Source organism: Microvirga subterranea (assembly GCF_003350535.1).
Classification (GTDB): domain Bacteria; phylum Pseudomonadota; class Alphaproteobacteria; order Rhizobiales; family Beijerinckiaceae; genus Microvirga; species Microvirga subterranea.
In genome coordinates, this window is record NZ_QQBB01000005.1 from 385683 (window position 1) to 399295 (window position 13613).

The following is a 13613-nucleotide window of genomic DNA, read 5'->3' on the forward strand; positions in this document are numbered from 1 at the left end:
ATGCCCCTGAAGGGGGCGGCAGGGTGGGCGCTCTCCGCGCCCGCCACTCTCGCCGTCATCGGCTTCCTGCTCGTGCCGATCGGAATCGTGATCGCCGGCACGTTCATGGATCCCCGCGGCATCTTTGCGCCCTACATCTCGTACTTCAACAGCGGGTTCCGCACGACGGTCCTGTTCCGGACCCTGCAGATCGCGGCGCTGACGACGATCATCTCCCTCGTATTCGGGTTCATGACGGCCTACGTGGTGTCCCGTGCGCCGGCGCGCCTGCGCAGTCTGCTGATCATCGCGGCCGTCTTCCCGCTGCTCACCGGCGTCGTCGTTCGCGCCTTCGCCTGGCTCATCATCCTCGGCCGCAACGGCATTCTCAACAACACGCTCATCGCACTCGGCCTGACGAACGAACCACTAGAGATGCTCTACACCCAGGGCGCGGTCATCGTCGGCATGGTCTATCTCTTCGTGCCCCTCATGGTGCTGTCGCTCGTCGGCGTGCTGGAGAACATCCCTCGCGACGTGCTCCAGGCCTCCTCATCCCTTGGGGCCTCTCCCGTTGCGACCTTCTGGCAGGTCCTCCTCCCGCTGGCCGTTCCCGGTCTGATCGTCGGCGCGGTGCTGGTCTTCACGGGGAGCTTCACGGCCTATGCGACCCCGCAGCTTCTGGGCGGCGAACGTCAGACGGTTCTCGCCACGCTGCTCCATCAACGTGCGATGGTCTCCTTCGACTGGGTCGGAGCCTCGACGATCGCGGCCATCATGACGGTGATCACCATCTCGGTCGTTCTCGTGATGACCAACCTGGCCCGCCGCATCAATCCCATGGCCACCTGATGACCGACCGTCCTCATCCGATCCTCATCATCGTCGCCGCGTTGGTGTATGTCTTCCTGATGGTGCCACTCGTCATCGTGGTCGGCGCCGCTCTCAGCGACACGACCTATCTCACCTTTCCGCCGCAGGGGCTCTCCCTGCGCTGGTTCACCAACATCTTCGAGATCAGCGCCTTCCGGCGAACGATCGTCACGAGCCTGCAGATCGCGTTTCTGGGAACCTTCCTTGCATTGGTGATTGGCATCCCGGCGGCTTATGCGCTCAACCGATACAGGGTGGAACTGCCGCGCTGGCTCGGAACGCTGTTCGTCCTGCCGATCCTGGTGCCGGAGATCGTCTTCGGCTTCGCGCTTCTCAAGTCCCTGACGGTCGGGGCTGGAGTCCCGATTTTCGTGGCGCTTCTCATCGGCCACACGCTCCTGGTGCTGCCCTATGTGGTGCGGGTGATCAGCGCAAGCCTCGCCTCCTTCGACTTCTCGATCGAGGAGGCGGCGATCAGCTTGGGAAGCGCACCGTTGAAGACATTCTTCACGATTGTGCTGCCGAATGTCCGGGCCGGAATGATCGCGGCCTTCATCCTCGCCTTCATCACCTCGCTCAACGACGTGTCCGTCTCCCTGTTCCTGACCGGACCCGGGATCAGCACCTTGCCGATCCAGATCCTGGCCCATGTGGAACAGTTCTTCGATCCGACCGTCGCGTCCGTTTCCGTCCTCCTGATGTTCCTCACCGTGGCCGTCATGGCCGTGGTGGAGCGGACACTGGGGCTCACCTTTCTTGCGAAGTAGCTTCCGTGACCCAGCCTCTCGACATCAATGCGGTGTCGGCCCACTACGGGACGACCAAAGTTCTCGAAGACCTCTCGCTCTCGGTCCAGGCCGGCGAACTCGTGTCGCTGCTGGGTGCCAGCGGCTGCGGCAAGACCACGACGCTCAGGCTGATCGCCGGGTTTCTCACGCCCTCCAGTGGCTCAATCCGCTTGGGCGGACGCGACCTGACGCAGCTCCCACCTCACAGGCGCGACATCGGTCTCGTCTTCCAGAACTACGCGCTGTTCCCGCACTTGTCAGTTCTCGACAACGTCTCCTTCGGCCTCAAGCAGCGCGGCGTGCCGCCGGCCGAGCGCCGAAAGCGCGCCATGGGCATGCTGGAGCGGGTGGGGCTTGCGCCTCTCGCCGACCGGGCGCCTGGGGCGCTCTCCGGAGGGCAGAAGCAGCGCGTCGCTCTTGCCCGGGCTCTCGTCATCGAGCCTCCGCTCCTGATGTTCGACGAGCCGCTGTCGAATCTCGATGCGAAGCTACGTGTCGACATGCGCGTCGAGATCCGGGAGCTTCAGCGCGCCAACGGAACGACTTCCGTCTATGTCACCCATGACCAGGAGGAGGCGTTCTCCATTTCGGACCGGGTCGCGATCATGAATGCGGGCCGGCTCATGCAGTTCGACAGACCCGAAACTCTCTACCGCCAGCCCGCGAACACCTTCGTGGCGCGTTTCGTGGGCTTCGAGAACATTGTGCCGTTCAAGGTCGTGGCCCGCGACGCCGAGGTCGTGACCGCCGAGACGTCCGGCATGCGCATCCGCCTCTCGCAGACTGCGTACGGACCGATCCCGGACACGTTCCTCCTCGCCAGCAGACCGGACGGACTTCAGGTGACCACTGATCTGTCCGCAAAGGGACTCCCGGCAACTCTGGGCCTGCGCACCTATCTCGGACGCGCGTACCAGTACCAATGCGAGACCGCCGCAGGCCACCTCGTGGCTAACGGCAGCCTGACGGCGCCGCTCGAATCCGGCACCCAGGTGCGGCTCGTGCCGGCCCCGGAACAGTCCTGCATCCTGGCTACCGAGGGGGGGCGGTGATGACGTCGATCCTCATCAAGAACGCATGCCTTCTGCCCATCGATGAGACGATGTCGGTCGTCGAGAACGGCTGGGTTCACGTCGAGGGTGACGCAATCACGGCCGTCGGGGCAGGGGAGCCGCCGGCGGTTGACGGCGCCGAGGTGATCGACGTCGGCGGCGACGTCGTCATGCCCGGCATGGTCAATCCGCATGCACACTTGGCGATGGCTCTCTTCCGAGGTCTGGGCGAGGATGTGGACGACCGGCTGTTCCGCTATGTGCTGCCGATGGAGCGCAAGTTCGTCACCCCGGACATGGTGCGGGTCGGCACGCTCCTCGGGGCCCTGGAATCCATCGAGGGCGGCGTCACCACCATCGCCGACATGTACTACTACGAGACCGAGGTCGGCCGTGCGCTCGCTCATTCGGGCCTGCGCGGAGTGGTCGGGCAGACGATTGCGACCTTCGATCCGCCCGATCACAAGACCATCGACCAGGGTTTCGCCCTAGTCGAGGAGCTGGTGGCGGAGTTTTTCGGCCACGAGAGAATCGTGCCGTCGATCGCGCCGCATGCACCGTATTCCACCGATGTCGAGGTGATGGCACGCGTGGTCGGCTGGGCGCACGATCACCCGCACGTGCCGGTGCAGCTCCATCTCGCGGAGATGGACAGCGAGATGGAGTGGTGCCGCAAGCACCACGGCCTGCGTCCTGTGGCGGTCGTCGAGAAGGCGGGGCTCCTGATCCCCGGCCTGATCGCCGCGCATTGCCTCCATATTGACCCCTTCGAGATTGAGCGCATGGCTAGCGCAGGCGTGGGCGTCGCTCACAATGCCCGCTCGAATGCGAAGGCAGGGCGCGGCATCGCTCCCGTCGAGGCCATGCGGGCGGCCGGCATCAAGGTGGGCATCGCAACCGACGGCCCGATGAGCGGCAACACCCTTGACCTCTTCGCCCAGTTCGGCCCCGTCTCGATGTTCCAGAAGATCCTCGGGCGCAGCCGCAAGCCGATGCCGGCGGCCCAGGTCATCCGGATGGCGACGCTGGAGGGCGCTCAGGTGCTCGGTCTCGGCGACCGTATCGGCTCACTCGAAGTCGGCAAGAAGGCCGACCTCGTCCGCATCGATCTGTCGGCGCCGCGGATGCAGCCGATCTACGACGTCTACGCGACGCTGGTCTTCTCGGCGATGCCGGTCGACGTGCGGGACGTGATGGTCGGCGGGCGGTGGATCATGCGCGACAGAGACGTGAAGAGCCTGGAGCGCAGGAAGATCCTGCGCGACGCCGGGCAGATCGCGACCGCTTTCAAAGCCGAAATGGCCAGAATCGACGCAGCCCAGTGAGGGTTTACCAGACCACTGGATGGGTTTCTCCGGTGGCCACGTTCACGAAGCCTTGCGGCGCAGCCTCGCAGGGCGCGACGAGAACCCAGCGCCAAGGCGCGCAGGTAAGCGTCGCGAATTGCAGGCGCTCCGGGAAGCCAGGGTACCAGCGGGGCGAGAATGTCGGCTCGTAGAGCCATTCGATCTTCGCCGCCTCGACGTAGAGCCGCTGCATGTCGGCATCGAGATCCTCGGCGGAGCGCTGGGTCATCAGCCCGCCGATCTCGTAACGCACCTCGGCAAGGACTTTCCCGCCACTGACGAGAACCCAGCCGCCGCCGATTTCCGCGACGCGGTTCGCCACCATCGCCATCGCCTCGTCCGACGAACCGACGATCCAGAGATTGTGCTTGTCGTGCGCGACGGTGCAGCCGACAGCCGTATCCGGAGTCTGCGGGCCGCAGCCGAGCCAGAACATGCGCGAAACGAGCCCCTGTCCCGAGAAGCGGTCCACGATCGCGAACTTCGTGACGTTGCGCGCAGGATCGCGCTGCACCTCGCCGTTCTCGACCGGGAGCTCCATGGTGATGAAGTTGTCGTCCCAGTGGAACGGGCGCAGAAGCGCGGCCTGCATCGTCTTTCGCCCCGGAGCGGCCGGAATGGCGAAGTCCTTAGGCTTGATCGTTCGATTGATGTTGACCGTCCCCGAAGCCCACTCCGGCCAATGGATGTCCGGAAGAGGACCGAGATAATCCGACCCCTTCGAAACGGCCTTTCCGTCCGCCCAGACCTCGGCGATGCCGACGGCCTCGACCTCGTCGAGCAGGACGATATCGGCGAACCGGCCGGGTGCGATGCTGCCGACCCATGGGGTCAGCCGCATGTGGCGCGCCGGATTGATCGTCACGCACTGGATCGCAATCTCCGGAGCAAGTCCCGATCGGATCGCGAGGCGGACGTTGTGATCCGTTGCGCCGAGACGCAGCGTGTCGGAGGCGCTCCGGTCGTCCGTCGCAAAGGCGACCTGCGACCAGTCCTGCAGTCCGCGCTGAAGCAGGCCGCCGATGATGTCCGGCATCGAATGCGGCCGGATTTCGATGAAGATGCCGTGGCGGAGCTTGTCCCAGACCTCCTCCGGCGTCCAGCCCTCGTGGTCGGAAGCCAAGCCGGCGGCCGCAAAAGCGTTGATGGAGGCAAGATCACGCAGTCCCGCGCCGTGTCCTTCGACGACGCCGCGCTTTTCGAACGTGGCCTTGATCATGCCCCACAGGCGGTTGTGCGACGGGTTCTCGGGGTTCCAGACGGCCGGCCAGTCCATCACCTCGTCGAGACCGGCCACCATGAGACTTTTCTCGAGGAAGCCGGCCTGTTCGTCATAGCCGTAATAGCCGCCGCCCCATTCGTAGGCGGTCGGCGGAACGGCGGAGCCCGGCAGCGGGAAAATTTTCATGGGCGAGCCGAGACGGCGCGCTTCGAGCCAGAAAGCGATGTTGTGACGTCCATCGACGTTCGAGAATTCGTGGCTCGCCTCGCAGGTCCAGGTATTGCCGCGTGGCATCACGAGCGCGGCCTCGTATTCGGGGGTGACGTGAGAGCTCTCAATATGCTTGTGGACCTCGCCGAAGCCAGGAATGGCCGAGAGGTGGTTGCGCTCCACGCGCACCGCGGCGGTCCCCGGGAACGTTCCCGCAGGTCCCGTCCATGCGATGCGCCGGCCGCGGATCACGATCTCCTGGTCCTCGAGCCATGTGTGCGTATTGACGTCGAGCAGCCTGCCGACGCGCAGGATCGCGTCGGCAGGCCTCTTGCCGAGCGCGACCAGCACGAGATCCTGGCGGATCCGCACCTCGTCCTCCGCATTCAGCAGGAGATCATCCGGGAGCGAGAATGTCTTGGTCACCGTGCACCTATGGCCTATGGTCGGCGTGCGGGCTGCGTCCGATGCAGCTGCGCGGCTTCGAAGCAGAGTATCTACCCCCATCATGAGCGACACAAAAGCCCGCCCGATCGTCATCGACACGGATCCCGGCATCGACGACGCCATCGGCATTCTGCTCGCGCTCGCGTCCCCGGAGCTCGACGTCCGGGGCATGACGACCGTCGCCGGCAACATCGGCATCGAGACGACGGCGCGAAATGCCGCGCGCCTCCTGGCATTCGCAGGCCTGTCCGACATTCCGGTCCTGATCGGCGCGCAGCAGCCACTGTCACGGCCCGGGCCGGAGCCGCTGGGGCTCCACGGTGCCGACGGCGTCGGGGGCGTCGATCTGCCGGAGCCATTACGCTCGCCGGCTGAGCGGAGCGCCGTCGACTGGCTTGCCGACCTGCTGCTCGGAGAGGATCCCGGTACGGTGGAGGTCCTGGCGCTCGGTCCGCTGACGAATGTCGCGGAACTCGTCGTCAAGAGGCCCGAGGTGGCGCAGCGCATCGGCCGCATCATTGCCATGGGCGGCGCGATCCATGAGCCGGGTAACGTGGGGCCACGGGCGGAGTTCAACATCGCGACCGATCCAGAGGCGGCGGACATCGTCTTTCGATCCGGCGTTCCGGTCGTGCTCGTTCCGCTTGACGTCACCCGCCGTGTGCGTGCGACGCGCAACTTCGCCGAGCGGTTGGCCGCCAGCCTCGTGCCCGGAGCGGTGAAGACAGCCGAGCTGATCGAGGCCTATTTTCTGTCCGCTGCGGAGCGGGAAAGCCGGCCGCTGCATGACCCCTGCGTCATGCTGCTTGCGCTGCGCCCCGACTTGTTCGAGTGCGAGACGCTTCGCCTGACGGTCGGGACCGGATCGGAGGAGGCGGGAGCACTCTTGGTCGATGAAGGGCAGGGCGCGCCCGTCCAGGTCGCCATGAGGGTCGATGCGCCGGCAGCTCTCGATCTGCTCGAGAAAGGCCTGACCGGTGTGCGCGGCCATGGACCTGCCTGAACGGCGACGCTCTCACTGAGGCAGGAAGACCTCGGGATTTTCCGCAGAGAAGCGCTCGAGTTCCTCCATGACCGCATCGAGGTGGCTCTCCATCGCGCGACGGGCCGCCTCGGCGTCGTGCGTCTCGAAGGCCTGCAGCAGCGTCCGGTGCTCGGCGAGGGTCACCGCATGGCGGCGAGGCGAGGAGAGCAGGCGGCGCACCCGGTCGATATTGGCCCGCGAAGCCTCGATTACGGCCGCCACGCGCGGCAACTCCAGAGCATCGACCAGGACGGAATGGAATGCGAGGTCGAGAGCGTGGAAGCCGGATCGGTCCCCTCGTGCGACGGCCCGCTCCTGTGCGGTCACGTAGTCCCGTAGCGCTTCGAGGGCTGAAGAAGGCAGCCGCAGGGCAGCCGTTTCCGCGACCATCGCTTCCAGAGCGCGGCGGATCAGCATCGATTCCTTGATTTCGGCCAGCCGGATCAGCGCAGCGCGGGTGCCTCGCTGCGGCAGAATCTCCACCAGGCCCTCGGCAGCGAGCCGTGACAATGCTTCGGAGACCGGAAATCTCGATACCCCGAGCCGCTCACAAACGGCCCCCTTGTCGATGAATTCCCCAGGCGTGAAGTCGAGCTGGACGATCGCCGACCGGATCGTCCGCTCGACCTGCTCGGTGGTGTTCCCGCGCGGTCCTGGCGGCAAAAGAGGCAGGAACTCGTAATTTTTTCTCTTGTCGAACATTCTCATGGCACTAACATGTTAGTCGAGCCGATGGGCGGACGCCAGAGCCCGTCGGGTTTCTCGGGCAGGTGAAAGCGCCTGCCGACACAATCCAACCGGCCGGAGAGAGCCGGACACATTGGGAGGAATGCCAGCATGTTCGCTGTGACACGCCGTCTCGCGCTCGGCCTTGCGGCCGCCGCTACGCTGACTCTTCCTGCGCTTCCCGCGAGCGCGCAGACGAAGCTGAAATGGGCCCATGTCTATGAGACCTCGGAGCCTTTCCACACCCAGTCCGTCTGGGCCGCGCAGGAAATCGCCAAGCGCACCAATAACCGCTACCAGATCGATGTCTATCCTGCCTCCCAGCTCGGCAAGGAGAGCGACATCAACCAGGGCCTGTCGCTTGGCACCGTGGACATGATCATTTCCGGGCCAAGCTTCGCCGCACGCAGCTATCCGCCGATCGGCATCGGCTATTATCCCTATATCTTCCGCGATGCCTCGCATCTCCTGGCTTTCGCGAAGAGCGACGTCTTCAAGGAGCTGGCCGCCGGGTACGGCGAGAAGACCGGGCACCAGATGGTCGCGCTGACCTATTACGGCATCAGGCATACGTCGACCAACAAGCCGTTCAAGACCTGCGCCGAGATGAAGGGCCTCAAGATCCGCGTGCCTGACGCGCCGGCCTATCTCGCCATGCCGCGTTCCTGCGGCGCGAACACGTCGCCGATCGCCTTCGCCGAGGTCTATCTTGCGCTTCAGAACGGCACCGTCGACGCGCAGGAGAATCCGCTGACGACGATCGAGGCCAAGAAGTTCTTCGAGGTTCAGAAGAACATCGTGCTCACGGGTCACATCGTCGATCATCTCGCCACGATCTTCTCGAAGCAGCTCTGGGCCAAGCTCTCCGACGAGGACAAGAAGATCTTCACGCAAGTCGCCCAGGAGGCTGCCACCCGCGCCTCGGCAGAGATCCTGTCCAAGGAGAAGGAACTCGTCGAAGCCTTCAAGCAGAAGGGACTGACGATCACCGAGGTGAACAAGGACGAGTTCAAGGATGCGGTGATGAAGAACGTCACCCTGGAATCTCTCGGCTATCGCAAGGCCGATTACGACAAGATCCAGGCGCTGAAGTCGGAAGGCCTCTAGCCCTCCATGCGGGGTCGTCGAGCGGCGACCCCGCCTCTTTTCGGCTCGGAGCCGATCCGAGACGCCGCCTCATGATGCCGAGGGGAGGGACATCGACCGATGGCGACTGAAATCCATACCCAAGTAACCGCCAAGGAGCTGGCGCAGACCTTCGAAGAGAACGAGCATGCGCCGGTCGATCTTTCGGAATACGCATTCGAGGACTGGCTGGCCCTCGCCCTGTTCTGGGCCATGGCGCTGGCGGTTTTCGTGCAGTTCTTCACCCGCTATGTCCTGAACGACTCCTTCGCCTGGACCGAGGAGATCGCCACTAACCTCAACGTGGCGCTCGTGTTCGTGGGTTCTGCCATGTGCGTTCGGCTGAACCGCCACATCCAGGTCGACTTCCTCTACCGGTACCTCCCACAGCGCGTCGCCCGGGTGCTTGCCACAGTGATCGACCTCGTTCGCGTCGCCTTCTTCGCCTATGCGGCGACCCTCGTCTGGCGCTTCATGGGCATCGTCGCCGACGAGCAGATGACGACCATCAACCTGCCGAAGAACCTCGCATACGCATTCGTGTTCATCGGCTTCGTCCTCATGTGCTTCCGCTCCGTTCAGGTCGCCGTCGCCAATTGGCGGCGCGGCTATTCCGTTCTCGAACGGCCCGAAGCTTTTGATGCACCTATAGTGGCAGAAACCTGATGTGGATTTTGATCGGTTCTTTTCTGGCCCTGATGATACTCGGGCTTCCGGTCGCCATCTCGATGGCGGTCGCCTCGCTTCTCTACATCCTCGCCACCGGGATGGTGCCGGACGTGATCGTCGCGCAGCGCATGATCGCCGGCGTCGAAAGCTTCCCGCTCCTGGCGGTTCCGTTCTTCATCCTCGCCGGCAACCTCATGAACATCGCTGGCGTGACGGGGCGGATCTATTCCTTCGCGGTCGCCCTTGTGGGCTGGATGAAGGGCGGGCTCGGCCAGGTGAACATCGTCGGTTCGGTCGTGTTCTCGGGCATGTCCGGCACGGCGATTGCAGATGCGGCCGGGCTGGGCACCATCGAGATCAAGGCCATGAAGGATCATGGCTACTCGACCGAGTTCTCCGTCGGCGTGACGGCGGCATCGGCGACCCTCGGGCCGATCATCCCGCCGTCGCTTCCCTTCGTCATCTACGGCATGATGGCGAACGTCTCGATCGGCGCGCTCTTTCTCGGCGGGCTGATCCCCGGCATCGTCATGACCCTGCTGATGATGGGTACGGTGGCCTATTTCGCATACAGGAACGGCTGGGGCTCAGACACGCCTTTTTCCTGGCGCCAGCTCGGCAATGCCAGCGTCGAGGTCGTCATCGTCCTCATGTTCCCTGTGGCGGTCTGGCTGATGACCCAGGCGGGCCTCAGCACCAACGTGGCGATCGGCATCGCTCTCGCGGTTCTGCTCGCCCTCGACTGGTACTTCGACTTCTCGGCCGTCATGGCCCTGATGGCCCCGGTCATCCTCATCGGCGGCATGACCCTCGGGCTGTTCACGCCGACCGAGGCGGCGGTCGCCGCAGTGATCTGGTCGCTGTTCCTGGGGTTGGTGCGCTACCGCTCGATGACGTTCAGGAGCCTTGCCAAGGCGACGTTCGACACCATCGAGACGACCGCGTCCGTGCTCTTCATCGTGACCGCGGCATCGATCTTCGCGTGGCTTCTGACCGTCAGTCAGGCTGCCCAGATCCTCTCGGACGCCATCCTCAGCTTCACCCAGAACAAATGGGTGTTCCTGCTGCTGGCCAACATCCTGATCCTGTTTGTCGGCTGCTTCATCGACACGATCGCGGCGATCACGATCCTGGTGCCGATCCTGTTGCCGATTGTGCTCAAGCTAGGGATCGACCCGGTCCATTTCGGGCTCATCATGACCCTCAACCTGATGATCGGCCTGCTCCACCCGCCGCTCGGCATGGTCCTGTTCGTGCTGGCGAGGGTCTCGAAGATGTCGGTCGAGCGCACCACGATGGCGATCCTGCCCTGGCTGGTGCCCTTGATGCTTGCCCTGATCGCCATCACCTATATTCCCGAACTGACCCTGTGGCTGCCGCGGCAGATGGGATTGGGGCGGTAACGATGATTGACCCGCTCGCGTGCGGCAGGTGCCGGATTTCGGACGAGATCCGGCATGGTTCGAACGATACAGACAGATGTGAGACACCATGACATCCCCGCGTACCATCCGCCTCTCCGCCGACGACAACATCGTCGTGGCCATCGATCTTGTGAACCAGGGAGATACGGTGTCCGGCCTCACCGCCCGGGAGCGCATCCTCCGCGGCCACAAGATGGCGGCACAGCCGATCCGCGAGGGAGAGCCGATCCGCAAGTTCGGCCAGATCATCGGCTTCGCGAAGCAGCACATCGCGCCCGGCGAATGGGTGCACGAGCACAATGTCGGATTGCACGATTTCGAGCGTGACTACTCTTTCTGTGTCGATGCCCATGACGACGGGCTGCTGCCGCCCGAGATGCGCGCCACGTTCCAGGGCTATCGCCGGGCTTCCGGGAGGACCGGGACCCGGAACTACATCGGCATCCTGACCTCGGTGAACTGCTCCGCTTCCGTAGCGCGTTTCGCGGCGGCCGAGGTGGAGCGCTCCGGGCTCCTGCGCGACCATCCGGGCATCGACGGCGTCGTGGCGATCGTCCACGGAACGGGCTGCGGCCATGCGGCCTATGGCGAGGGGTTCGACATCCTGCGGCGAACACAGTGGGGCTATGCGAGCCATCCCAACTTCGCCGGCATCGTGATGGTCGGCCTCGGCTGCGAGGTCTTCCAGATCGGCCGCATGAAGCAGGAATACGGTTTGGTCGAGACCAACACGTTCCGGACCCTGACGATCCAGGAAACCGGCGGCACCCGGAAGACCGTGGAGGCGATCGTCGACGCTGTGCGTGGCATGCTTCCGATCGCGGCGGCGGCCCGGCGCGAGACGCGGCCAGCCTCCGAGCTCGTGCTTGCGCTCCAATGCGGCGGCTCCGACGGATATTCGGCGCTCACGGCCAATCCGGCCCTCGGTGTCGCGTCCGACATTCTGGTGGGCAACGGCGGCACCTCGATTCTGTCGGAGACGCCGGAGATCTATGGTGCCGAGCACCTGCTCACCCGCCGGGCTGCGACCCGCGAGATCGGCGAAAAGCTCGTTTCACGCATCCGCTGGTGGGAGGACTACACCGCCCGCAATGGCGGCGAGATGAACAACAACCCATCCCCCGGCAACAAGGCCGGCGGCCTCACGACCATCCTCGAGAAGTCGCTCGGCGCTGCCGCGAAGGGAGGCCGGTCAACGCTGCGGGCCGTCTACGAGTACGCGGAACCCGTGCGCGAGCATGGCTTCGTCTATATGGACACGCCCGGCTACGATCCGGTCGCGGCCACCGGGCAGGTGGCGGGTGGCGCGAACCTCATCGCCTTCACCACGGGCCGGGGCTCCGCCTTCGGAGCCAAGCCCGTGCCGTCTCTCAAGCTCGCGACCAATTCCGACATTTACCGCCGCATGATCGACGACATGGACATCAATTGCGGCGACATTCTCGACGGCGTTTCCCTGGAGCAGAAGGGGCAGGAGATCTTTGACACGATCCTGCGCGTCGCCTCCGGCGAGCACACCAAATCGGAGGATCTCGGCTACGGCGACCTCGAGTTTGTGCCTTGGCAGGTTGGCGCGGTAATGTAGGCGGGGGCCAGCCTCGAGCCCACCAAGGGAGCAGCATGTCGATCGAAACTCTGAAGGCCGAGGTTGCGCGCCGGTTCGGCACGCCGGCCGTCGTCGTTGACCTGGACGTTGTCGAGCGCAACATCGCGCGGGTGCAGGCGCTCTGCGATGCCGCCGGCATCGCGAACCGCCCGCATATCAAGACGCATAAGAGCCCTGTCATCGCGGCGATGCAGCGAAAGGCGGGAGCCCGTGGGATCACCTGCCAGAAGCTCGGCGAAGCCGAGGTTATGGCGGACGCGGGCCACGACGACATCCTGATCGCCTACAATCTCCTCGGCGAGCAAAAGATCGACCGGCTCGGGGCTTTGCTGTCTCGCGTCGATGTCGCGGTTGCCGCCGACAATCCAGTCGTCGTCCAGGGACTTCCCCGTGCGGCAAAGATCGCGGGCAGGGATCTCGAAGTCCTTGTGGAATGCGATACGGGGCGCAAACGTGCCGGCGTCGCGACCGTTGCGGAGGCCATCGCCCTCGCCAAAGACATCGCGGAACGCCCCGGGCTGTCGTTCGCAGGCTTCATGTTCTATCCGCCTGAGAAATCGGCCGCGGAAACGCAGGCCTTCCTGGATGCTGCAAGAGCGGGCGTCCGTGAGGCAGGACTTGAGCCGCGCATCGTGTCGACGGGCGGAACCCCAAACTTGGTCAATCTCGGGAAGATCGATGGGGTCACCGAGCATCGGGCCGGGACCTCCGTGTTCAATGACCGCATGATGCTGGCAGCGGGCGTGGCAAGCCTGGATGACTGCGCCCTGACGGTCTATGCGACCGTGGTCAGCAGGGCCGAGGCGGATCGCGGCATTCTGGATTCAGGCTCGAAAACCCTGACGAGCGATACCGGCGGCGGGCTCGACGGCTACGGCCTGATTCTCGAGCATCCCCAGGCCAGAATTGCGCGCTTCGCGGAGGAGCACGGGTTCCTCGACCTCTCCGCCTGCAATGATCGGCCGAATATCGGCGACGTGGTGCGCATCATCCCCAATCACGTCTGCGTCGTGGTTAACATGGTCGACCGGCTAGTCACCGTCAGAAGCGGAGAGATCGTCGGCGAATTGCCGGTCGCGGCACGAGGCCATCTGACCTGACGGAGCAGGTGTCGCGATCTCC

The 13613-nt window shown here is 64.6% G+C and carries 12 protein-coding genes; 10 read left to right on the plus strand and 2 right to left on the minus strand.

The genetic code is table 11. The features are described from left to right. Positions 1 to 6 precede the first annotated feature (6 nt). From DES45_RS15100 to DES45_RS15115, 4 genes are read left to right on the plus strand one after another with little or no spacing between them, the layout of a single operon-like run. Positions 7 to 831: an ABC transporter permease gene (locus tag DES45_RS15100; RefSeq protein WP_114770929.1), complete on the plus strand. Its 825-nt coding sequence runs from the start codon at positions 7 to 9 to the stop codon at positions 829 to 831. Continuing rightward, positions 828 to 1619 (plus strand): ABC transporter permease, encoded by a 792-nt coding sequence (locus tag DES45_RS15105; protein ID WP_114770930.1) that lies wholly within the window; start codon positions 828 to 830, stop codon positions 1617 to 1619. Before DES45_RS15100 ends, DES45_RS15105 begins: the two co-directional genes overlap by 4 nt. 5 nt (positions 1620 to 1624) lie before the next feature. After that, positions 1625 to 2692, plus strand: coding sequence for an ABC transporter ATP-binding protein (locus DES45_RS15110; RefSeq protein WP_114770833.1), 1068 nt, complete (start codon positions 1625 to 1627; stop codon positions 2690 to 2692). Beyond that, entirely contained in the window at positions 2692 to 4017 is a 1326-nt protein-coding gene (locus DES45_RS15115; protein ID WP_114770834.1) for an amidohydrolase family protein, read from the plus strand. Before DES45_RS15110 ends, DES45_RS15115 begins: the two co-directional genes overlap by 1 nt. 4 nt (positions 4018 to 4021) lie before the next feature. On the opposite strand, the gene DES45_RS15120 is transcribed toward DES45_RS15115, so the two are convergent. Further along, positions 4022 to 5896, minus strand: a complete 1875-nt coding sequence (locus DES45_RS15120; RefSeq protein ID WP_173949876.1) for an adenine deaminase — start codon at positions 5894 to 5896, stop codon at positions 4022 to 4024. An 82-nt stretch (positions 5897 to 5978) separates the two neighbouring features. Here DES45_RS15120 and DES45_RS15125 point away from each other — a divergent pair, with 82 nt between their 5' ends. After that, positions 5979 to 6920 (plus strand): nucleoside hydrolase, encoded by a 942-nt coding sequence (locus DES45_RS15125; protein ID WP_114770836.1) that lies wholly within the window; start codon positions 5979 to 5981, stop codon positions 6918 to 6920. Positions 6921 to 6932: 12 nt separating this feature from the next. On the opposite strand, the gene DES45_RS15130 is transcribed toward DES45_RS15125, so the two are convergent. Further along, positions 6933 to 7643, minus strand: a complete 711-nt coding sequence (locus DES45_RS15130) for a GntR family transcriptional regulator (RefSeq protein ID WP_170151519.1) — start codon at positions 7641 to 7643, stop codon at positions 6933 to 6935. Between the two features lie 144 nt (positions 7644 to 7787). Between DES45_RS15130 and DES45_RS15135 the strand changes: the two genes are divergently transcribed. The 5 genes from DES45_RS15135 to DES45_RS15155 all read left to right on the plus strand — a co-directional run bounded on the left by DES45_RS15135 (position 7788) and on the right by DES45_RS15155 (position 13591). Next, entirely contained in the window at positions 7788 to 8774 is a 987-nt protein-coding gene (locus DES45_RS15135) for a sialic acid TRAP transporter substrate-binding protein SiaP (protein ID WP_170151525.1), read from the plus strand. Between the two features lie 99 nt (positions 8775 to 8873). Next, positions 8874 to 9458: a TRAP transporter small permease gene (locus tag DES45_RS15140; protein ID WP_114770838.1), complete on the plus strand. Its 585-nt coding sequence runs from the start codon at positions 8874 to 8876 to the stop codon at positions 9456 to 9458. Then, a complete protein-coding gene (locus DES45_RS15145) occupies positions 9458 to 10864 on the plus strand; it encodes a TRAP transporter large permease (protein WP_114770839.1) in 1407 nt (468 codons plus the stop codon). The genes DES45_RS15140 and DES45_RS15145 overlap by 1 nt, the downstream gene beginning before the upstream one ends. An 88-nt stretch (positions 10865 to 10952) precedes the next feature. After that, a complete protein-coding gene (locus DES45_RS15150) occupies positions 10953 to 12470 on the plus strand; it encodes a UxaA family hydrolase (RefSeq protein WP_114770840.1) in 1518 nt (505 codons plus the stop codon). A 35-nt stretch (positions 12471 to 12505) separates the two neighbouring features. Then, entirely contained in the window at positions 12506 to 13591 is a 1086-nt protein-coding gene (locus DES45_RS15155; RefSeq protein ID WP_114770841.1) for a D-TA family PLP-dependent enzyme, read from the plus strand. Positions 13592 to 13613 lie beyond the last annotated feature (22 nt).

Coding starts and splice junctions, on each gene's coding strand:
- DES45_RS15115 (WP_114770834.1), top strand. CDS start 2,692: ATGACGTCGATCCTCATCAAGAACGCATGCCTTCTGCCCATCGATGAG.
- DES45_RS15125 (WP_114770836.1), top strand. CDS start 5,979: ATGAGCGACACAAAAGCCCGCCCGATCGTCATCGACACGGATCCCGGC.
- DES45_RS15130 (WP_170151519.1), bottom strand. CDS start 7,643: ATGTTCGACAAGAGAAAAAATTACGAGTTCCTGCCTCTTTTGCCGCCA.
- DES45_RS15140 (WP_114770838.1), top strand. CDS start 8,874: ATGGCGACTGAAATCCATACCCAAGTAACCGCCAAGGAGCTGGCGCAG.
- DES45_RS15145 (WP_114770839.1), top strand. CDS start 9,458: ATGTGGATTTTGATCGGTTCTTTTCTGGCCCTGATGATACTCGGGCTT.
- DES45_RS15150 (WP_114770840.1), top strand. CDS start 10,953: ATGACATCCCCGCGTACCATCCGCCTCTCCGCCGACGACAACATCGTC.
- DES45_RS15155 (WP_114770841.1), top strand. CDS start 12,506: ATGTCGATCGAAACTCTGAAGGCCGAGGTTGCGCGCCGGTTCGGCACG.